Here is a 19,798-nt window from a genome sequence, read left to right as displayed (position 1 = left end):
ATAAGATGTATTAGACATAAAAAAAGCTGAATCAATTGATTCAGCTTTTTTATTGAATTTTTTACCACGACTTACTTTGTAAACGCATCTTGTAGTGCAGGTACAACTTGTTTTTTACGGCTTAATACGCCGTCTAACCATACGCGGCCATCAACGGTAGGCTTACCGTAAGCACGCTCGGTTAAGTCTGCTGAATCAGAAACCACTAACATTTCTGAACCTTCTTTCATGATATCGGTTAGCAGTAATAATACGCTGTGACGATTGCCTTCGACTTTTAATTTAGCTATATCAGCTTCTAAATCAGCTTTGATGTCGTCAAATACAGCCAAGTCGATCACTTCTAATTGGCCAATACCAACTAAGTTACCGTTCATGTTGAAGTCTTTAAAATCGCGCATAACTAGGTCACGTGCTGGCGTGCCTTCAACTGCTGATTTTACTTTAAACATGTCCATGCCGACTTCTTTAAAGTCTTCAACACCCGCTATTTCAGCTAATGCTTCGACACAACGAATGTCTGCAGTGGTACAGGTTGGTGATTTGAAAATGACAGTGTCACTTAAAATGGCGCACATCATGATGCCAGCGATGTTTGCTGGAATTTTTACTTGGTAAAAATCGTACATCATTTTGATCACTGTGTTGCTACAACCCACTGGGCGAATCCAACATTCTAGCGGAGTAGAAGTGGTGAGATCGCCTAATTTGTGGTGATCAACAATACCGACGATAGTTGCTTGAGCAATATCATCTGGTGCTTGAGTAATTTCTGAATGGTCAACAATGTAGACTTCTTCACCAGCATAGCTAGTTTTGTATTCAGGTGCTTCAAAACCAAATTTCTCTAAAATAAATGCGGTTTCTGGTGATAACTCACCTAAACGGGCAGCAATAGCTGGTTCACCGATTTGGTTTTTTAAATATGCTAATGCGATTGCACCACAAATTGAATCTGAATCAGGGATCTTGTGACCCACTACATACATTGCCATTGAAACACTCTCCTATAAAGTTACCATGATTTTAACAAGGATTAATCCTGATAGCATTAAAAAATACCACTTGAGTTGTTTAGCGCATCACCGGAGTATTATTACTAATGATTTGAGTCATCCATTAATAAAAAGCCCCAAGCTAAGAGTCTCAAGGCCTATTGTATTCTATAACCTAAAATAGCACATATGAACTTAGCTATCTTTTATGTAAGGCCATTAAATTCGAACTTTAATGACTACTTTGCGGACTTTCTGTGGGGTTGCGCTTGTACCAGGCATATGAATGTCACCAGGGAAAAATAGCGCAAACATCCCCGCCTTTAGCGGAATAAATGCTGCGTCATCTTGGTTCGATTGAAAATCGAATTCGGCGTAATCATGCTTATCAAAATATGGCTTAGAAGGGGTTTGGTTGGCTAAAGGTAAATAGCCAAACTCTTCTTCACCGCTAACCACATATTGCACATCAATATATTGACGATGAACTTCAAATGGCTCTGTTTCTTTGGGTTTAGTTTCATAATCATTAATGATAACGAAAATATCTTTGCCTTCGATTGGGTAGTTTCCTACCTCAAGTTGGCTAAAGTCGGTCTCGGCAAGATGGGCTAAGGCTTTGGCTAATCTCGGGCTGAGTGACGTATATAGGTGACGGTTAGTTAAAGTATCAACAATCATAAAAATTCCGTAAGATAATAATCACAAAAACATCATAGCGTGTTAGCGTTAAAGCATACAGTTTTAGCAAGATATCAGCATTACAAATATAAGAAGGATTGTACATTGCCTGCATTACGTTTACTTGCTGGACCAACTGCTTACGAACAACTTGAAGCGAACGGCTTGCAACAATCATTATTTACCCAGATTTTTGCTGCTTCAGGCGGGCCTAAATGGTTGGCGATAGCGGGCTTAGATAAATATTTATTTAGTGAGTTTTTTAAACAACGCCAAGATCCACTCTATACCATGGGCGCATCGTCGGGCGCATGGCGCTTATCTTGTATGGCACAACAAGATCCCTTAGCGGCTTATGAAAGATTAGAACATTTTTATATCCATCAAGATTACCAAAAAAAACCAACGCGTGAACAAGTCAGTGCCCAAGTATTGCACATTGTGGATGGTATTCTGGGTGAGCAGCAAGGTGCTGATATTATTGCTAATCCGTTAATTCGTCATCATATGGTGGCGTGCCGCGCTCGGCATTTAAATCGCATTCAGGCCAAGTTTGGCTTAATGATTGGGCTGTCGATGGCGGCTGTGAGTAATGTGGTTAATCGTAAAAGCTTAGGTTGGCATTTTGAGCGGGTAATTCTGAGCCATAAAGATGATGCATCACCTTTTAGGCGCTTAAAAGATTTGCCGACTAAGCATGTTGAATTAACTCAAGAAAATATTCGTCATGGACTATTGGCCAGTGGATCGATCCCGTTGCTGCTTGATCCGGTTAAAGACCTGCAAGGATCGCCAAAAGGCCATTATTACGATGGCGGCATTACCGATTACCATTTTGATATGCCATTACCCGCAGCAACTGGCTTGAGTTTATATCCGCACTTTTATCCTTATATGAGCCCCGGCTGGTTTGATAAATCCCTGTTATGGCGCAAAGCCAAAGCCAATTACCACAATGGCTTAATTTTAGCACCGAGTAAGCAATTTATTGCCAGTTTACCCTTTAGTAAAATTCCAGACCGTGAAGATTTTAAGCATTTAGATACCCCAACTCGTATTGCTTATTGGCAGCAAAGTGTACAACAAAGTCAAATATTAGCGGATGAATTTGCCGAGATAGTCGCCTCTGGCACGATAATGGATCGTATTGAACGTTTGTAAAGTGGCCACTCTCTGAGTGTTTTTTGTCCTGTTTGTGAAAGATAGTCTTATTGAACTAGGTCTATTGAAATAAGACCAAGAGTAAATGGCTGGTGACGTCGGTAATAAGCATTATTTACACTGCTTAAGTTGTTGAAATATTAACCACTGCTACACTTGTCTTATTGATTTGACTTTAGTTCAGTAACTTCACCTATGGTGTAGGAGGCTGTTATGCAAACAAAAGAAGTGGCATTACTTATCCAAGATGGAGTGTTATTGCCAGGTGGTCGACTTGAAATTCGAGTGGTGACACCGAGCGATTTACGCATGGTTGCCGATGTACTCAAAGGCCACTATGGCTTAGCATTCGCGCCATTGAAACTCAATAGTGAGCCGCCTTGTTACATTGCCGTTACCCAATGTAATATCATTGATTTCAACCAGTTAGATGATGGCTCTTTAAGCATTATTATTGAAGGTTTACAGCGGCTTAAAATATTATCTGCAGCAAAAAAACGCGACGGTTGCTGGATAGCCCGCGCGCTTCCTTGTGCGAATTGGGATCATGAACCCATTGCGGGCGAGTTTGAAATTATCAGTGCCGCACTGGACCAATTTTATCAAGTGAATCCAGATTTACTGGAATTGTATTCACAAACTCATTTAGAAGATGCTACTTGGGTTAGTCAGCGTTGGTTAGAAGTCTTACCTATGTATAATCGCGATAAGTTGATTCTTGTCGAGCAACCTAACTGCCATAAAACCATGGATTTTGTCCTGCAGTTGCTTAAATCGCATGTGGATGTATGACGCATGACGTGGCTTATTGAGATAGTGATAATCAAGATACAATCTGGGCCTAGCCTGATAAGATAGCGTTATCATTTTGCCATTTGTTATCTTCATATAGCCAAGTTATTTATGCCTAATTCAGCAAACTATAGCAAGAGTCACACTCAATCAGCCTCCAAAACAGCAACCGCCGCCATTGCCGCTCAACCTTCGTATATTGTGTTACCACGCGCGACTGAGTTAGCGGGCAAGCAATACCAAACTGTGTTGGAGTTTTTGGTCGATCATTTTCAGCAAATTGATGTCAGTGTATGGCAACAGCGAATTAACGATGGCAAAGTGCATTGGCTAAATGGTGAATTAATTACCGCTGACAGTGCTTATCAAGCTACTGCGCGGGTATATTATTACCGTGAAGTGTTAGCCGAAACGCAAGTGCCGTTTGCAGAGCAAGTACTGTATCAAGACAGTCATACCATTATCGTCTACAAGCCGCATTTTTTACCTGTAACGCCAGGTGGTAATTACGTTAACGAATGCCTAGTACATCGATTACGTATTGCGACACAAATTGACACTGTTGCACCCGCTCATCGGCTCGATAAGGACACCGCAGGGGTGATGTTAATGACACTCAATCCGCAAACTCGGCATGCTTATCATCAATTGTTTTTAGATGGCAACATCACTAAAAACTATCAGGCCATTGCAAAGATAACCCCGCAATTATTGACTCAATTAGCTGATAATAGCTGTGCATTACCTATCCACTGGACGGTGAAAAATCGTATCGCTCCAGCCAACCCAAGCTTTACTATGCAGGTGATCGAAGGTGAGGCCAATAGCCATTCTGAAATCAGCTTAGTGGCAGTAAAAGGTGATTTAGGATTATTTGAGTTAAGCCCAATTACTGGCAAAACTCATCAATTACGAGTACATATGCTGAGTCTAGGCATGCCTATCATCAATGATCGCTTTTATCCGGTGTTACAACCTAAAGGGCCGGATAATTTTGATAAACCATTACAGTTATTGGCCAAACGCTTGCGTTTTATTGATCCTGTCAGTGGTATTGAACAAGATTTCCAGTGCCAAGGTTTAGCTTTTTAGTCCATTTTTAACGACTAAAAAAACCGCCATCAATATGTTGATGGCGGTTTTAGGTTTGATACTCGTCTTTTACACTAGAGATTTATGCGACTTTATTCTGCTTTAGCGTGCTTAATCCCTTTGCTGTTTTTCATTGGGTCGCCATCATAACCAAGGGCTTGCCAGTTTAAACGTTGGCCTTTGTTATGGCAGTCATTACACTGTAATGCTTTATCTTTTGGTGACACCATATGGTTGATACGCCACCACATTTCGGTTTCAACAAAACCATGTTTACCGCTGTACTTAAGTCCTTTTTCTACCATGGTTGGGTTCGCTTCCATACCCAGTTTGGCCGCTAAGTCCCAATCAAAGTCAGTCCAGTAACCACCTTTACCGTATGTTTTAGGGGTCAGTAATATATTGAGTTCGGTGTCGTATATTTGCTTACCTGTATGCACTTTAAATGGATAGATTTTAGCTTTAGGGTCTTTTATATCACCTAATGGAAAAGCTAATTTTACCACTGTAGTTGGATCAATTTTGTCGCCCGCCATGTAGGCATCTGCGTGACCGTTAAACCAAGCGTATTGTGGTGGAACGTCTTTTTGCCAAATAAAGCTGCCTTTCTTTTTCATAAAGGTGTGCTTGCCATATTGGTCTGTAGTTTCAGGAAGATCTTGTCCTGCCTTTGACCAGTCCCAACGCATTTTAGTGGGTTCATTTTTAGCAAATGACGGTATATGACATGTCTGACACGCTACTGTTGCAGTATGTGTATTAAGCTTTTTATTTTTGTGAGGCGCGGCATCATGGCAGTTTTCACAGCCAATTTTGTTTTCACCACCAGGTGATACGCCCATAGCGTTACCGCTGATTTGATGATTTTCAGTGACGTGACAAGTTTGGCACTGGAAGTCATTACCGTCGGTGTCCATGTGGACATCGGTAGCCTTGTCTGGGTAAGCCATTGATGAGTCTAAATCACCATGTTTAACGGCATCACCACCGCCGCCGTAGAAGTGGCAACTGCCGCAATTATCACGCACGGGCGCACCCACATTCTGTGCTACGTTCGTTAAATTGACTTTGGCTAACGGTTCACCTGCACCAGCTGGATCTTTAATGTACGTCCCTGTTGTGTCATGACATACCAAGCAATCGACTTTGGTCATGTCTTTAAAATCAAATGTAGAATCTTTCCAACCATAACCCGCATGGCAACTGGTACAACGTGGTTCATTGCCAGATATCGACACACAAAAGTTGTTGATGCTATTTTTCTTGCCTCTTTTAACAGTGCGACCTGGCAGTTTTTGTTCTAACTCCCAAGTCCAGTGGGAAGATTTCATAAACTCTTCGGCATGTTCTTGATGGCAGGTTAAGCATTGTGTTGTCACCTCGGTGCCGCTGGTAAAAGGCCCTTGTAACGCCTCTTTGTGGTTAAAGGCAGCCTGTGCACTACTGCTTAATAACAGTAATACAGCCAGTGCTGATAATAGTTTCATGGTGTTTGTCCTTACCCCTGAGCTTGTGCTCAGGGGGGCCAAGTTAGAAGGTTAAGTGAGTGTTAGAAGTTAACGGTCAGTGAGGCATTGACGTCATAAGCAGTGTCAACCACAGGCAGCATTGAGTAGGCACTACCGGCAATCACATCGTCAATTTTCTGAGGAGCACCCACTGGTGAGCCACTTCCGGTATATTCATAGTCGTAATACAAACCGGCTAACTTGATAAACATTTTTGGATTAATATCAAAGATATAATAGGCTTCGGCAACATGACCGCGGGTGGCTAACTTACTGCCGATTGGGTCGTCTTGTGCTTGGGTGAAGGGACTCCAGTATTTAGAGCCGTAGTTATATTCCAAACCGAATTTACCGAAGGGGGCAGGGATTTGCATACCCACATAAATGCCATAACCGTCTTTGGTGTCGCTATCAATGGTTTCTTTTGGCACCATAATGATTTCAGTACCTGTGCTATTAAGTTCGGCTTCAAATACCGCATCGCTTAACATGCCGCCGAATAAACCGGCATTGCCGTTAGGTTCTGCACGAGTCCAGCCGAGTGAAGCAAACACTTTCATATCGTCATCGGATTCATAGGCATAACCAAGTCCACCTAAGTACATATCACCAATCACACCGCTTGGTTGCACGCGGGTGACGAAGTTAAAGTTGTCAAATTTTTGCATGTCTTGATACATGGTTGGGGCAAAGATGCCTGCCAGTTGAGTTGGGAATGCCATGGTGCCTGTAAAGCCATCATTGACATCTTTAGCGCCGAATAAGGTGAACTGTAAGAAATGGTTACCGTCATTAATCACGTCGATATTAAACCCGCCGAGGTGGGTGTCTTTAGTGATGATGTCACCAAACAATTCGCCATTACCGTACTGTGACTCAAAGCCTTGACCGTAGCAAAAACGTACAGTTTGCCCTTCAATACCTGTGATATCACCTAAGTTGTAACCTAAGGTAAGACCATCGAAGTTGAAATTGACTAAGTGGCCTGACGGTGTGCCGCCTCTGAGTTCATTTTCACGATAATGACTTGGTGGGCCATAGGTTGAAGGACGACGCCCAATAGAGAGGTAAACGCCACTATCGTTAATATCTTTCCAGTTAAAATAGGCGCGCTCTACTTTTAACTCATCACCACTGGTGCTTCCGCTACTGGTGCCATCCATGGTGAATGAGTTCCACGAGTCGAATACTTTAACCCCAGCTGAGTCTCCCCAACTCTTAAACATGGTTAAGCGTCCGGCAAAGCTGACGTTGTCCCATACTTTGGCATCAATGTTTAGGCGTAACCGGGTAGTGTAAAATATATCGTTATTAATATCTTGTTGGGTTTTCTGGCCTAATACCATTGGCATAATGCCTTGCAGCATACCGCTTTGAAACGCGCTGGCTAAATCAGGATTAGCCATCATCATTTGGCCCAATGGTGAGCTGGCACTATTTGGATCGCCAAATGCTCCTGACATGGCTTTCGCGCCAAAATCAGAAAAGTTAACGTTCATGGCAGGGTTCCATGTGACATTTTGATAATGTAATGAGTGTGCTTTGGTTCTAAAGTCACCAGTGATGGACACTCTGTCCAGTGCCGTATGGCGCTCAGTTTTATCAACCCGTGAGTTTAAGTCGTCAAGATCTTCGGTAATGGTGGCCAGTTGTTGTTTAAGATCGGCAATTTTTTGTGCATCGGTGTCTGCCGCTAAGCTAGCGCCGCTCATGAAAAGCGCATTAGCTACAAGTATTGATATCAGAGTTCTCATCATCTTTCTCTCCCCCTAAACTTGCCAAATGTATAAGCTGATGTGGCAAATTTTTGGTGTAAAAATCCCTGAGGCTAAGCCTCACTATTTTGTCAGTTTGGTTATTGGCTGATGTGTACGCTTAAGACGACAAGGCCCTAAGCTGTAATGACTTAGCCACAGGTTGCTGGTTGGTCTGAATCGGCTGCGTGGTCATATAAAAACTGTTGAATATCTTTCAAGTCTTTTTCTGATAGCGCCTCGAAAACAGCAGGTTTGGCTTTATGCATATCGCGGGTGAAAAAGCGATCCCACTGGCTCATGGTTTTGGTCATCGGGGTGAGCTCTTTGCCTTCACTATTGGCACTGTGGCAAGCTTTACATTCTTTTTTATAAAGATGTTTACCTTTTTTAGGGTTACCACCTTCTGCAGCCATTACTTGGCTACCAAGAGAAAATGCAATCGCGATTGCAATGCCAACTTTAACGTAAATGTTCATCATTTTATCCTCTACAAAGCTTTTTATGGCTGGTGCCTTAGCAACATATATTTATTGTTTTGCTGTAAATAATGTTACCTAAAAGGGGGTAGTGTTAATTTGAAGTAGATCATATCCATGAGAAAAAACTAATTGAAAAAAAGTTAATTGATAAAAATCTAATGGAGTTAGTGTGATACAGATCTATTGTCTAGAGGGTAATAGTTTGCTAGAGGATAAATTAACGTTTAGTGACAGGGATTCAGCCACATAAAATAATGCGCAGCCCTGTTTATTGGAAGGTCATTTGATAAAGAGAATCAGTGAGTGGCGTTAAATTAATGCGATTGTCGACTTTATTACTAATATTGTTGCGCTAATGCTACACAATATTAATGTCGCAGCCCGGGTTTTCTCTTTATCGACACGGCCAATTAATCGACCAGAGACAAGGTAGCCAGCAATGACTGAGGGGAGTAATAGCAGTGATAGCCATAAATGTTTTACTTCAACTAAGCCGACAACGGCTAAAATAGCCAATGCGATTAATGAGCTAAAGACAAAAAAGGCTGATAGCGCCGCCCTAAATTGACTGGCATCTTGACCGGCAAGTAAAATGGCCATTGGTGGGCCGCCGATCGCAGCGATATTGCCAAATATGCCCGAAAATACCCCAGCGATAAATAAACTGATGCGATTGATTGGTGCGGTAAAGCGAAAGACGCTTAGGATAACGGCAATAAACACGATTGCTGCAATCACCAAGCCTAGTATGGCTTGTGGTGCAAACAGTAATAACCCTGCACCTAAAAATCCTCCTGGAACACGTCCCAGTAAGGCATATTGTAATCCATTAAACTGCAGGTGGCCGCGCTCTCTAAACAAGGTCATTGCAGAGATTGCAAAACCCATGGCAATAATAGGAACAGGAACTAATTGAGGATTAACAATATACAGTAGTGGGCTTGCTACAACGGCTAACCCAAAGCCAATTAAGCTTTGGGTTAGCGCGCCAAAAAATACAATAATTGATGCCAGTATCAAAGTGGTTGGATCGATAAATGACATCATAATTTCTCTTTAAAATATTACTGCTTATAGCAATCCACATTGAAATTGGATCTATTTTAGGCGTACAGCAACTTTGCCTTTAAAAGACTGCCTCGAATACCACGCTAATCATTTTCGCTAAAAGAGCAAACTTCAATAAGGATTGGTATCAATGGGCAGTTTTAAAGTCGGTGAGGGATTCATTAACCTGTAGGTTATTCGAGCTCTTCCCATTCGATACCCATATCATCCATTAACTTTTTCGCTTCACTTGGAATGCTATCAGGCTGATCTTTTGATAAATCACCGTCATAAGGTAATGGTTGACCTGTGTACGCGTGCAAAAATGCTTCGCATAACAGTTCACTGTTAGTTGCATGGCGCAGATTATTTATCTGGCGACGCGTCCGCTCATCTGTCAGTACTTTTAATACTTTTAAAGGGATAGAAACCGTAATTTTTTTTACTTGTTCATTTTTTTTGCCGTGTTCGGCATATGGGCTGATATATTCGCCATTCCATTCAGTCATTAACTTACCCTTAACGATAAATACGCTGCAGATTTTAAACCGTTACAATCTCTAGTCAAATTATTGCTACTATTTAATCCCGATGCAAATAGATTTCTCGATGTTTAGACGTCTAAACGGCTATTTTGGTTGACTCGGGGAGAACTCTTCGGTAAATTTGGACGTCTAGACATCTATTGTGTGTTTGTGACTTTTTAGGAATCAATTATGACTCAGTATCAAAGTGCCACTTTGGCCGTTCGCCAGGGTATAGAAACAGACACACAACATGGTGCTATCGTGCCGCCGATTTATTTATCGACCAATTATTCATTTGATGGCCATACTAATCCTCGCGAGTTTGACTACAGCCGTTCAGGTAATCCGACGCGTTGTATATTAGGTGAGGCGATTGCAAAACTTGAGCAAGGTGTAACTGGTGTGGTGACATGTACCGGCATGGCGGCCATTACCTTAGTGACCAGTTTGTTGGGCCCAGATGATTTATTGGTTGTGCCGCACGATTGTTATGGTGGCAGTTACCGTTTATTTACTAACCTGGCCAAAAAAGGTCAATTTAAGTTATTGGTTGTTGATCAAACTGATGCGCAAGCGCTGGGCAACGCGATAGCGCAAAATCCCAAAATGGTCTGGTTAGAAACGCCATCAAATCCATTACTGCGGGTAGTCGATATTAATGCGATCAGTATCGCTTGCCATGAGGTTGGCGCGTTAGTGACGGTTGATAACACTTTTTTGTCGCCAATATTACAACAACCTTTATTGTTGGGGGCCGATATCGTTATTCACTCAACCACCAAATACATTAATGGTCACAGTGATGTGGTCGGTGGCGCTGTGGTGGCTAAAGATGCTGAAGTGGGTGAATTATTACATTGGTGGTCAAACACCCTTGGATTAACCGGTTCTGCTTTTGATAGCTATTTAACCTTACGTGGCTTAAGAACGCTGGCAGTCCGCATTCGTGAGCATCAACGTAATGCGCAAAAAATTGTAGAATTACTCAATGCCAGTGATGTGGTTGCCAAGGTGTATTATCCAGGGCTAAAAGACCATCCGGGTCACGAAATTGCCGCAAAACAACAACAAGGTTTTGGCGCTATGTTAAGTTTTGAATTAACCGGTGGTGAAGCTGAAGTGGTGGCCTTTTTACAGGCATTATCTTTGTTTAGTATTGCTGAAAGTTTAGGCGGAGTGGAAAGTTTAGTTGCTGTTCCTGCCACCATGACTCACCGTGCAATGGACCCACAGGCAAGGCAACAGGCTGGTATTAAAGACACTTTACTGAGATTATCAGTCGGTATTGAAGATGCAGATGACCTGCTCGCGGATATTCAAGCCGGTCTCGCCGCTGTTACAGCGATAAAATCAGCTTGAGTTGGCTTAATTCGAGTTTAAGTTTGCTGTGGTTCCGGCCAAATAAAGTAAAATAGAAAATATGCACTTGCCACACTATTTATTTCAAATTAGAAGTATAGCCGTCGCAATAAAAGTCTTAGTTGTTTAAGGAGTTAGTAATGACGCGAAGTCATTTACATAAGTTTGGTGGTTCAAGTTTAGCGGATGCAGATTGCTATCGCCGTGTTGCCCATATTTTGCTTACACATGGTCAAAGTGATGATTTAGTTGTGGTATCGGCCGCCGGCAAGACGACTAACTTTTTATACAAATTACTCACTCTGCGTGACAGCGGTCAGTTATGGCAAGAAGAGCTTCAAGTGCTGATCAGTTATCAGCAGACATTAATTGAACAGTTATTATCAAATGAGCTGGCTCGTGACCTACGTGAGCGCCTGTCGACTGACAAATCGCAATTAGTCAGTTTATTGTCTTTAGAGCAGCGTAATGACTACCAATTAAACCAAGTGGTCAGTTTTGGTGAGCGTTGGTCTGCACGCCTTATGGCCGCATTGCTGAGAGAAATGGGCGTAACAGCCACTCATGTGGATGCGTGTTCTATTTTGGTTGCAGACGAAGGTGCTATTCCCAATATTTTAGTGGCGCAATCGCGTGAAAAAGTACAAGCCTTACTCGCTTTGCATCCGCAAGAGCGTTTAGTTATTACAGGTTTTATTTGTGCTAATCGTCATGGTGATACGTTATTGTTGGGCCGTAATGGTTCAGATTTTAGTGCTACCTTAATTGCCAGTTTAGCCGACATTGAGCGTGTGACGATTTGGACTGATGTTGAAGGGGTATTTAACGCCGACCCGAATAAAATTAATGACGCTAAATTACTCAAGAGTATGTCACTAGCAGAAGCGGATCGCTTAGCTCGTCTAGGCTCGCCTGTGTTGCACTCACGTACCTTACAGCCATTGTTTAATACTCACGTAAGTTTAGCCGTGCGGTCCAGTTATGCTTCACACACTGACTTTACCTTAATTGCTCCACTGAGTTCATCAGCCAGTGCACCCGTTGTGACTAACTTAAATGAAGTGGTGTTGTTTAGTTTTAAAATGAACGCTGACATTGAGCCGTTACTGACTATTTTAGATAACGTTGGCATTACGCCTTTAGCTTATTGGTCGCTAGCACAGAATAAGATTGAACTTGCGCTTACCCTAGAGTGCCAGAAACAAGTACAGGCCTTATTAACGCAATACAGCAGTGAGTTTGGTATTGACGAGTTAATTGCCCAAACTGATTTAGGTCTAGTGGCCCTTGTCAGTGCTGATGCGCATCACTTTAGACGCAGTTTTGCCCGATTACTTAGCCGCGATGCTAAACCTGTTTATCAAGATTCACTGAGTTTAGTCACCTTAGTGCCGCAAGCTCAAGTGAGCTTATTGACTCAGAAAGTGCATCGTCGTTGCGCTGGGCCAAGAATGCGCATCGGAGTGTTATTGTTGGGCGTGGGCAATATAGGTGAGGCGTGGATTGATTTATTTAAACGCGCAAGCCCTGCATTGGATCACGAACTTGAGGCTACTGTTGAGTTAGTGGGTTTAGTCGGCTCGAAAAAAGCCTTAATCTCTAATGACGGAATTAACCTCGAGCAATGGCAACAAGATTATCAGCAGCACGGCATTGAATGGGATTATGACAAATTGTTTGATCAGTTGGCGCTGTTGTCATGCGATGAAATCGTCGCACTCGATATCAGTGCCAGTGCAGCGTTAACCTTACAATATCCAGAGTTATTTGCCCGCGGAATTCATGTGGTGAGCGCGAATAAATTAGCCGGCTCTGGGCCATTACCTTTTTATCGCGAATTAAAACTGCAACTCAGTAATCGTCGCTTGTTTTGGCGTTATAACGCGAGTTGTGGCGCCGGTTTACCAATACAACATGCATTAAATGATTTACGTAACAGTGGCGACACAATTGAGGCCGTTGGTGGCATATTTTCCGGCACCTTGTGTTGGTTGTTCGAAAATTATGACGGCAGTAAACCGTTTTCTGAATTAGTACTCCACGCTCGAAGTTTAGGTATTACAGAACCTGATCCGCGTGATGACTTGTCGGGCCGCGATATGCAACGTAAGTTGTTAATCTTGGCGCGCGAGATTGGTTTGGCGATAGAATTAGATGATATCAGTCTTAACTCGTTAGTGCCCAAAGCCTTAGCAGAGTTATCACTTGAAGACTTTTTATCACGCATCAGTGAATTAGATGATGGTTTGTTGCAGCAATATGTCGCCGCAACAGAGCAACATAAAGTACTGCGCTATGTGGCTTCGTTGGATAAAGTGGAAGGTAAGTTACAAGCTGAAGTGAGTTTGCAGTGGGTGGATAATCATCATCCTTATGCCAATTTAACCCCAGGCGATAATGTGTTTGTTATTCGCAGTACGTTTTACCAAGGTAACCCTTTGATTATCCGCGGACCAGGGGCCGGGCGTGAGGTGACTGCTGCAGCGGTGCAGTCCGATTTAGTGCATATCTGCAAAGACCTATTGCAAGAGTAAGTCAATTAAGCTGTCATCCCGGTAACGCTTTGGAGCCGGGGTTTAGCTTTTTTGGCCTGCGGCCATCAACGTCATGCCGACACTTCACTATTTCGTCATCTCAACACTTCATTATTTCGTCATATTCCGGCAATGCTTGTGAGCCGGAATCCAGCACTATTATTTATTGCTTTGTACTTATGGCCAGCGGCCAGCCAGCTTAGTGTTGCTTGGCTCATAACAGAGTAAAGGGGTAGGGCGCTTATACTCTTTTGCAAACCCTTAGCGCCCGATCAACATTTCCTGGAAAGCGAACACTTCGCGACAGGGTTTTATCCTACTGCTCACGTATTCTGTTATGGGAAGTTTTCAACGGCCTCAATGTTAGTTAGCATTACCGTTATGGATAAAGCCAACTAGCGATTTATGCTCTTATCAATATCGCCACACATGAGTACTGACTCTCTGGGCAAAAGGATATCCAATGCAAAGGCCAACAAAGGAACAAATTCGAGATTTACCCCTTTATGACGGTATTAGTTTAGAGAATATCATCGTCGTTACAAACAAAGCCGACTCTATAAATGCAATAGCGGAGTTAAGAACTCATTCTTGTTTAGGGTTTGATACAGAGAGCAAACCTTGTTTTGTAAAAGGTGAGGTCAGTGATGGACCTCATTTAATCCAGATAGCCACAAAATCTAAAGTATTCTTATTTCCTACAAAATTTTATGAAAACTTTACTGCAATTGCTGAAATATTATCTGACCCGACAATAAGGAAGGTAGGTTTTGGATTGAAAGAAGATAAAAAACTTCTTTTTAGAAAATTTGGCATTAAATTAATCAATACAGAAGAACTCTCTTCAAAGGTGATGCGTTTTGCGCAAGTTAAACAACGCGTTGGCGCTAGAGTTGCGGTTGCGATGTTTTTTAATCAACGGCTATCTAAGAGTGCACAACAATCCAATTGGTCAATATTCCCCCTACACGATCATCAGAAAAGATATGCCGCAAATGATGCACATAGCGCATTATTAATTGATCTCGAAATAGAAAGACAGAGCCATTCATCTCCCTAAAGAATATGAGCCTCTCACCAATTAATAAACAACATTAGCTTATTTGACCAAATAAGCTTGTTGACAATTAGTTAGGGTCATCAAGTTTCCTGCACTGCCTCTGCGCTTAATCACTCACCTATTAAACCCGTTGCTTGATTTCTACTCGTTGGTTCTCAAGCTCTCTGCTGTGTTGAATTTGTCTTGTTGGCTAAAGCTACATCATTGCTTGAGAATCTCTATTTTGTGATTATCAAAGTGTTATAAATTTAAATTATCAATTAGATAAGTTTTGATAATTTTTATTCATTCACTGTCCGCCGTAAGATTACGCCATCGAACAAAGACGAATCAATAGTTTTTAGGAGTAAGTTATGAAAATGAATCATGTAGGTTTGATGGTTGGCGACATGGATAAAGCGGTTGAGTTTTATACTAAAGCGCTGGGACTAAGAGTGGTGATGGGTAACACTAAGGTTCAAGAAGAACGTAAAACCGCTATTGGCAGAATGTGTGTGGCCGTTTTTGGTGAAGGCTTTAAAGGCTTTAACATTGCACACTTAGTCACGACTGATGGTATTGGTGTGGAGATGTTTGAAATGATCGACCGTCAACAACGTCACGAAGTTGATTTTACCCGTCTTGGTATCTTCCACTTTTGTTTGCAAACAGATGACTTTGAAGGCGCTATTGCGCGTACGGAGCAATATGGCGGTAAAGTAAGAATGGACATTATGCGCTACCACCCAGAAGACGACAGTAAGCTAGCACAAATGGTCTACTTAGAAGACCCGTTTGGCAACTTGTTTGAACTTTACTCGCACAGCTATGAAGAAACTTACTCTACTGATTACGAGTAATTTGTTTAACGATATCCGTATTACTTTAACGCTACCTAGATGGTAGCTTTTTTATGTCATGGGAAATGTTTTTGAGGTTACTTTTGAGCATTTTTGCAGAGAAACTTAAAATATATCAAGTGATTAAATAAGCTAACCAGCTTCATCAGAGTAACACTCGCTTTTTATTAACCGCATAAGAAACTCATTTATTGTCAGTTTGATGGTTTATCACACAGTGATTTGATAAAGGCTTGCAGACATATGCAGATGTCAGCGTAACTGATTTGAGCTGTTAGGCACTAAAAGGAATACAGTGAACACTTATAGTCGGTCTGTAGTCATTTTTATTGTGGTTCAAAGGATGTGGCTGGTTTAGTTAGCGCTCGCGTTATTGCTTGCGATTGAGCTGTAGACTTAAATTGGTTAATTGATGGTATTTTAGCTTGACTTAGGATGCAGTTAAACTAGTATATGGACATATAGACGTCCAAACGGCTAAGTTAAAAGTTAGTTAATTGGTATTGGCTCCTAAGTTTTACTGAAGTTGAAGGAATACATTATGGCTTTTCATCATGCGCAACATGCCCAGTCGTTAAATCAGAGCTTGTCTGAGCTGAATGATATTAATGTTTCTTTTGAGTTCTTCCCGCCATCAACGCCAGAGATGGAAGAGATCCTGTGGAATTCAGTTCGTCGTTTAGAGCCGTTAAATCCTAAATTTGTCTCTGTTACTTATGGTGCCAATTCCGGCGTACGTGATCGTACTCATAGCGTGATTGAACGTATTCAGAAAGAGACGAATCTTCTAGCGGCACCGCATTTAACCTTGGTTGATGCTAGTGATGAAGAGTTAGTTGAACTGGCAAAGCATTATTGGAATTCAGGTATTAGAGACATTGTCGCCTTACGTGGTGATTTGCCTGAAGGCAGCCCAAAACCAACTCGCTTTGCTAATGATTTAGTACGTTTATTACGTTCAGTGGCAGATTTTGATATTTCGGTTGCGGCGTATCCTGAGGTTCATCCAGATGCGCGTAACGCTCAGGCTGATTTAATTAACTTGAAGAAAAAAATTGATGCGGGCGCCAACCGTGCCATTACTCAGTTTTTCTTTGATGTTGAATCCTATTTACGTTTTCGCGATCGCTGTGTCACCGCTGGCATAGATGTTGAAATTATCCCTGGCATTTTGCCGGTGACTAACTTTAAGCAAACTAAACGTTTTGCTGGAATGACTAACGTGGCGATTCCACATTGGTTACATCGCCAATTTGAAGGTTTAGATGACGACCCTGCAACTCGTCAGTTAGTTGGAGCCAACGTTGCGATTGATATGGTAAAAGTATTGTCTCGTGAAGGGGTTAAAGATTTTCATTTTTATACTCTTAACCGTGCCGAATTAACTTATGCTATTTGCCATACGTTAGGTGTGCGTCCAAAGTAAACAGGCATAACGACTCTACGCCTATTTTATCGTTGCAAAAATGCTCATTCATTTAAACCATTAAATTGCGCCTTTTGCCTTGAACTAAGCGTAAATAGCTTAGCGTTGAATAGGCCGTCCTATTCAAAAAAGTTAAATTAGAATGGCTGCTAAGTCGATAGCAACAGACGCAGTGGTCATAGTCTCTAACCCCGTTAATGATTTCATTAGCGGGTTTTTTGTTTAATATTTATGGCCTTTTGTGTGAGTATTCGACGTTTGCCGTATTCTTTTTTTCATATTTATAGCCTATGGTATATTAACAACAATTAATAACTAAAAAGGTGTGATGATGAAAACATCCTTTTATGTACTCAGTGTATTGGCTGGCTTAACCATAGTTAATATTGTGCAAGCAAATGCTGCAGAACCTCAACAAGCCATTCCACCCGCCGCTCAGTTATGTACTTCTTGTCATGGTGCTCAAGGTCAAGGAATTGATATCATTGGCCCTCGTTTAGCTGGTTTATCGGCTGAATACATTACCAATCAACTCAAGTTGTTTCATGCCGGTAAACGTCAAAACCCCACCATGCTAGCAATGGCTGCCACGGTACAAGGTGATAATATTGGCCTAGTGGCACAATATTTTAGCCAACAGCCAGTTGCTGATATTTCGCTGCAATTTCGCGGTGACAAGGTTGCCATTAGTGATCCCTCTGAAAGATTAGCCTTTCAAGGCGATTGGTCGCGAACTATTCCGGCGTGTACCAGTTGTCATGGGCCATCGGCAATTGGCGGAGGCAATTTCCCTCGCTTAGCAGGCCAGCAAGCCAGTTACATCAAGACCCAACTATTAGCTTGGCAAGACGGCACTCGAACCGGTGATGTTGACAATATGATGGGTAATATTGCGCGGAAATTAACAGCTGCCGAAATCGATGGATTATCGCAGTATTTTGCCAATATAAAATAAGGACATGGCTATGAAATTATTATCGCTATTGAGCATTGGTGTCCTGTTTAGCTTGCCTTTACAGGCCAATGAAATGTTAACTGAAGTCCCTGCTACAGCTTCAGCAGCACTACCTGATCGCCAAGCGGCATTGCCTGCAGTACCTAAAAAAGTGGGTGAGAACTATCTACAACCTGCGTCATTAACCGATATTCCTGCGGGAGTTTTTGGTGACAAAGTTCGCCTAGGTTATCAATTGTTCGTGAATACTCAAACGCTTAGAGATAAGTACGTTGGTAATCAACTCAGTTGTGCTAATTGTCATATGAATGCAGGGCAACAAGCTAATTCGTCGCCTTTATGGGGGGCATATTTTGCCTATCCGGCCTATCGTAAGAAAAATGATAAAGTGAACAGCTTTCAAGAGCGTGTTCAAGGTTGTTTTACTTATTCAATGAACGGTAAAGCGCCCGAGTCTGGTTCTCCTGAGTTAGTGGCAATATCTGCTTATTCATACTGGTTAGGCATGAGTGGATTAATGGCACAATATAACGTTAGCGGCCCTGTGCCTGAGTTATCTGATGCTGAATTAGTGAAAGGTGCAATGCGGGATGATTTCCCGATGCCAGAGGCCATTGCCAAAAATTTAGATACCAAAGCGCTAAGTCAGTTACCTGGACGGGGCTTTCCTAAAGCGCCAGATCCAGAATTAGCCTATGCGCCGGAGCGCGGTATGATTGTTTATCAAGCTCATTGCCAAACTTGTCATGGCGAAGATGGTCAAGGACAAATAATCGCTGGGGTTGCTGCCTTGCCGCCATTATGGGGACCTCAAAGCTTCAACTGGGGCGCTGGAATGCATCGCGTAAATACGGCTGCTGATTTTATTTATGAAAATATGCCGTTAGGTAAAAGTGTCCAGCTTACTGTTCAGCAAGCTTGGGATGTTGCCGCTTATGTTAATTCGTTTGATCGCCCACAAGATCCTCGTTTTAATGGTGATGTGAGTAAGACTCAAGCCACATACCATCAGCACCAGGGCTATTATGGCCAATCGGTTGCTGGTAAGCCTATTTTAGGGACTGATTCGTATCCGGTTTTTCCGCTTAAAAATACAGTTAAGCCTTGATATCTATCTGAATTAAGATAAACCTATGAATGATGCCCATTGAGTGAACGCTTAATGGGCTTTTTTGTAAGTGTACACATTACTTAGACAGAGCTTATTGAGCATAGCGATCAGAAATGGCAGTATGTTGATCTTAGCTTTTATTTATTATTACCTCATAGGTTGGGCAATGACATTATTCACCTTTGCTGCACAATTGTGCCCACTGTGCCAACAAGATAATGCTTGTGCCATGGAGCAAGGATTAGCCATAGATGCATGTTGGTGCGCTAAGCAAACAGTGGATATGCCCTCAGTTATTGCGCAGTTTAACGCAACATCTTCTGGGGTTGATTTACCCAATAATCAATGTGTTTGTCAGTCTTGTATGGCTAAATTAGTGCAACAATCTGATATTGATGCCGTTGAAATTTATTCACCCTAACCTTAGATTACTCATTAGCGAAATCTCAATGCTATTTGAGTGATGGTTTGTGTT

At 42.1% G+C, this 19,798-nt stretch carries 18 protein-coding genes; 11 read left to right on the top strand and 7 right to left on the bottom strand.

Translation table 11 applies throughout. From position 1 onward, the window contains the following. Positions 1–71: 71 nt before the first annotated feature. Both H5114_RS05585 and H5114_RS05580 read right to left on the bottom strand, forming a co-directional pair. Positions 72–995 carry a manganese-dependent inorganic pyrophosphatase gene (locus H5114_RS05585; RefSeq protein WP_182722405.1) on the bottom strand — a complete coding sequence of 308 codons (924 nt, stop codon included), beginning with the start codon at positions 993–995 and terminating at the stop codon, positions 72–74. Positions 996–1,214: 219 nt separating this feature from the next. Continuing rightward, positions 1,215–1,676 carry a YhcH/YjgK/YiaL family protein gene (locus H5114_RS05580; protein ID WP_182696771.1) on the bottom strand — a complete coding sequence of 154 codons (462 nt, stop codon included), beginning with the start codon at positions 1,674–1,676 and terminating at the stop codon, positions 1,215–1,217. A gap of 105 nt (positions 1,677–1,781) precedes the next feature. Here H5114_RS05580 and H5114_RS05575 point away from each other — a divergent pair, with 105 nt between their 5' ends. The 3 genes from H5114_RS05575 to H5114_RS05565 all read left to right on the top strand — a co-directional run bounded on the left by H5114_RS05575 (position 1,782) and on the right by H5114_RS05565 (position 4,721). After that, positions 1,782–2,837, top strand: a complete 1,056-nt coding sequence (locus H5114_RS05575) for an alpha/beta hydrolase (protein WP_182722404.1) — start codon at positions 1,782–1,784, stop codon at positions 2,835–2,837. Between the two features lie 213 nt (positions 2,838–3,050). Continuing rightward, positions 3,051–3,629, top strand: a complete 579-nt coding sequence (locus tag H5114_RS05570) for an LON peptidase substrate-binding domain-containing protein (protein WP_124015151.1) — start codon at positions 3,051–3,053, stop codon at positions 3,627–3,629. 111 nt (positions 3,630–3,740) lie between these two features. Further along, the gene (locus H5114_RS05565) at positions 3,741–4,721 is read left to right on the top strand and encodes a pseudouridine synthase (RefSeq protein ID WP_182722403.1); all 981 of its coding nucleotides are present in this window, start codon (positions 3,741–3,743) and stop codon (positions 4,719–4,721) included. Between the two features lie 92 nt (positions 4,722–4,813). On the opposite strand, the gene H5114_RS05560 is transcribed toward H5114_RS05565, so the two are convergent. From H5114_RS05560 to metJ, 5 genes are all read right to left on the bottom strand, one after another. Beyond that, positions 4,814–6,208, bottom strand: a complete 1,395-nt coding sequence (locus H5114_RS05560; RefSeq protein ID WP_182696768.1) for a tetrathionate reductase family octaheme c-type cytochrome — start codon at positions 6,206–6,208, stop codon at positions 4,814–4,816. A 62-nt stretch (positions 6,209–6,270) separates the two neighbouring features. After that, complete coding sequence (locus tag H5114_RS05555) at positions 6,271–7,983, bottom strand: DUF3373 domain-containing protein (protein ID WP_182722434.1); 1,713 nt, start codon at positions 7,981–7,983, stop codon at positions 6,271–6,273. Between the two features lie 152 nt (positions 7,984–8,135). Beyond that, complete coding sequence (locus tag H5114_RS05550) at positions 8,136–8,465, bottom strand: cytochrome c (RefSeq protein ID WP_124015148.1); 330 nt, start codon at positions 8,463–8,465, stop codon at positions 8,136–8,138. A 309-nt stretch (positions 8,466–8,774) separates the two neighbouring features. Further along, positions 8,775–9,512: a sulfite exporter TauE/SafE family protein gene (locus tag H5114_RS05545; RefSeq protein ID WP_182696767.1), complete on the bottom strand. Its 738-nt coding sequence runs from the start codon at positions 9,510–9,512 to the stop codon at positions 8,775–8,777. A gap of 194 nt (positions 9,513–9,706) precedes the next feature. Continuing rightward, the gene (gene metJ, locus H5114_RS05540) at positions 9,707–10,021 is read right to left on the bottom strand and encodes a met regulon transcriptional regulator MetJ (protein ID WP_011638970.1); all 315 of its coding nucleotides are present in this window, start codon (positions 10,019–10,021) and stop codon (positions 9,707–9,709) included. A gap of 207 nt (positions 10,022–10,228) precedes the next feature. Between metJ and metB the strand changes: the two genes are divergently transcribed. The 8 genes from metB (at position 10,229) to H5114_RS05500 (ending at position 19,744) form a co-directional block, all read left to right on the top strand. Further along, positions 10,229–11,398 carry a cystathionine gamma-synthase gene (gene metB, locus H5114_RS05535; protein WP_182696766.1) on the top strand — a complete coding sequence of 390 codons (1,170 nt, stop codon included), beginning with the start codon at positions 10,229–10,231 and terminating at the stop codon, positions 11,396–11,398. A gap of 140 nt (positions 11,399–11,538) precedes the next feature. After that, on the top strand, positions 11,539–13,932 hold the full coding sequence (locus tag H5114_RS05530) for a bifunctional aspartate kinase/homoserine dehydrogenase II (protein WP_182722402.1): 2,394 nt from the start codon (positions 11,539–11,541) through the stop codon (positions 13,930–13,932). Between the two features lie 463 nt (positions 13,933–14,395). Then, positions 14,396–14,992, top strand: coding sequence for a 3'-5' exonuclease (locus H5114_RS05525; RefSeq protein ID WP_124015144.1), 597 nt, complete (start codon positions 14,396–14,398; stop codon positions 14,990–14,992). 353 nt (positions 14,993–15,345) lie between these two features. After that, positions 15,346–15,831: a VOC family protein gene (locus H5114_RS05520; RefSeq protein ID WP_124015143.1), complete on the top strand. Its 486-nt coding sequence runs from the start codon at positions 15,346–15,348 to the stop codon at positions 15,829–15,831. Between the two features lie 541 nt (positions 15,832–16,372). Continuing rightward, positions 16,373–17,257 carry a methylenetetrahydrofolate reductase gene (gene metF, locus H5114_RS05515; protein ID WP_124015142.1) on the top strand — a complete coding sequence of 295 codons (885 nt, stop codon included), beginning with the start codon at positions 16,373–16,375 and terminating at the stop codon, positions 17,255–17,257. A gap of 331 nt (positions 17,258–17,588) precedes the next feature. Next, positions 17,589–18,212 (top strand): c-type cytochrome, encoded by a 624-nt coding sequence (locus H5114_RS05510; RefSeq protein ID WP_124015141.1) that lies wholly within the window; start codon positions 17,589–17,591, stop codon positions 18,210–18,212. A 10-nt stretch (positions 18,213–18,222) separates the two neighbouring features. Further along, positions 18,223–19,320 (top strand): c-type cytochrome, encoded by a 1,098-nt coding sequence (locus tag H5114_RS05505; RefSeq protein WP_182696763.1) that lies wholly within the window; start codon positions 18,223–18,225, stop codon positions 19,318–19,320. Positions 19,321–19,489: 169 nt separating this feature from the next. Further along, positions 19,490–19,744 (top strand): cysteine-rich CWC family protein, encoded by a 255-nt coding sequence (locus tag H5114_RS05500; protein WP_165870036.1) that lies wholly within the window; start codon positions 19,490–19,492, stop codon positions 19,742–19,744. Positions 19,745–19,798: the final 54 nt, after the last annotated feature.

Origin of the sequence: Shewanella sp. SR43-8 (genome assembly GCF_014163775.1) — a bacterium.
GTDB lineage: Bacteria > Pseudomonadota > Gammaproteobacteria > Enterobacterales > Shewanellaceae > Shewanella > Shewanella vesiculosa.
The sequence above is the reverse complement of the archived record's forward strand: the minus strand, read 5'-3'. Positions and strand labels throughout refer to the sequence as shown.

Excerpts from the sequence above, each read along its gene's own strand:
- H5114_RS05565 (WP_182722403.1), top strand. The coding sequence starts at position 3,741 with ATGCCTAATTCAGCAAACTATAGCAAGAGTCACACTCAATCAGCCTCC.
- H5114_RS05505 (WP_182696763.1), top strand. The coding sequence starts at position 18,223 with ATGAAATTATTATCGCTATTGAGCATTGGTGTCCTGTTTAGCTTGCCT.
- metJ (WP_011638970.1), bottom strand. The coding sequence starts at position 10,021 with ATGACTGAATGGAATGGCGAATATATCAGCCCATATGCCGAACACGGC.
- H5114_RS05500 (WP_165870036.1), top strand. The coding sequence starts at position 19,490 with ATGACATTATTCACCTTTGCTGCACAATTGTGCCCACTGTGCCAACAA.
- H5114_RS05580 (WP_182696771.1), bottom strand. The coding sequence starts at position 1,676 with ATGATTGTTGATACTTTAACTAACCGTCACCTATATACGTCACTCAGC.
- H5114_RS05520 (WP_124015143.1), top strand. The coding sequence starts at position 15,346 with ATGAAAATGAATCATGTAGGTTTGATGGTTGGCGACATGGATAAAGCG.
- metF (WP_124015142.1), top strand. The coding sequence starts at position 16,373 with ATGGCTTTTCATCATGCGCAACATGCCCAGTCGTTAAATCAGAGCTTG.
- H5114_RS05510 (WP_124015141.1), top strand. The coding sequence starts at position 17,589 with ATGAAAACATCCTTTTATGTACTCAGTGTATTGGCTGGCTTAACCATA.
- H5114_RS05555 (WP_182722434.1), bottom strand. The coding sequence starts at position 7,983 with ATGAGAACTCTGATATCAATACTTGTAGCTAATGCGCTTTTCATGAGC.
- H5114_RS05585 (WP_182722405.1), bottom strand. The coding sequence starts at position 995 with ATGGCAATGTATGTAGTGGGTCACAAGATCCCTGATTCAGATTCAATT.
- metB (WP_182696766.1), top strand. The coding sequence starts at position 10,229 with ATGACTCAGTATCAAAGTGCCACTTTGGCCGTTCGCCAGGGTATAGAA.
- H5114_RS05530 (WP_182722402.1), top strand. The coding sequence starts at position 11,539 with ATGACGCGAAGTCATTTACATAAGTTTGGTGGTTCAAGTTTAGCGGAT.
- H5114_RS05560 (WP_182696768.1), bottom strand. The coding sequence starts at position 6,208 with ATGAAACTATTATCAGCACTGGCTGTATTACTGTTATTAAGCAGTAGT.
- H5114_RS05550 (WP_124015148.1), bottom strand. The coding sequence starts at position 8,465 with ATGATGAACATTTACGTTAAAGTTGGCATTGCAATCGCGATTGCATTT.
- H5114_RS05525 (WP_124015144.1), top strand. The coding sequence starts at position 14,396 with ATGCAAAGGCCAACAAAGGAACAAATTCGAGATTTACCCCTTTATGAC.
- H5114_RS05545 (WP_182696767.1), bottom strand. The coding sequence starts at position 9,512 with ATGATGTCATTTATCGATCCAACCACTTTGATACTGGCATCAATTATT.
- H5114_RS05570 (WP_124015151.1), top strand. The coding sequence starts at position 3,051 with ATGCAAACAAAAGAAGTGGCATTACTTATCCAAGATGGAGTGTTATTG.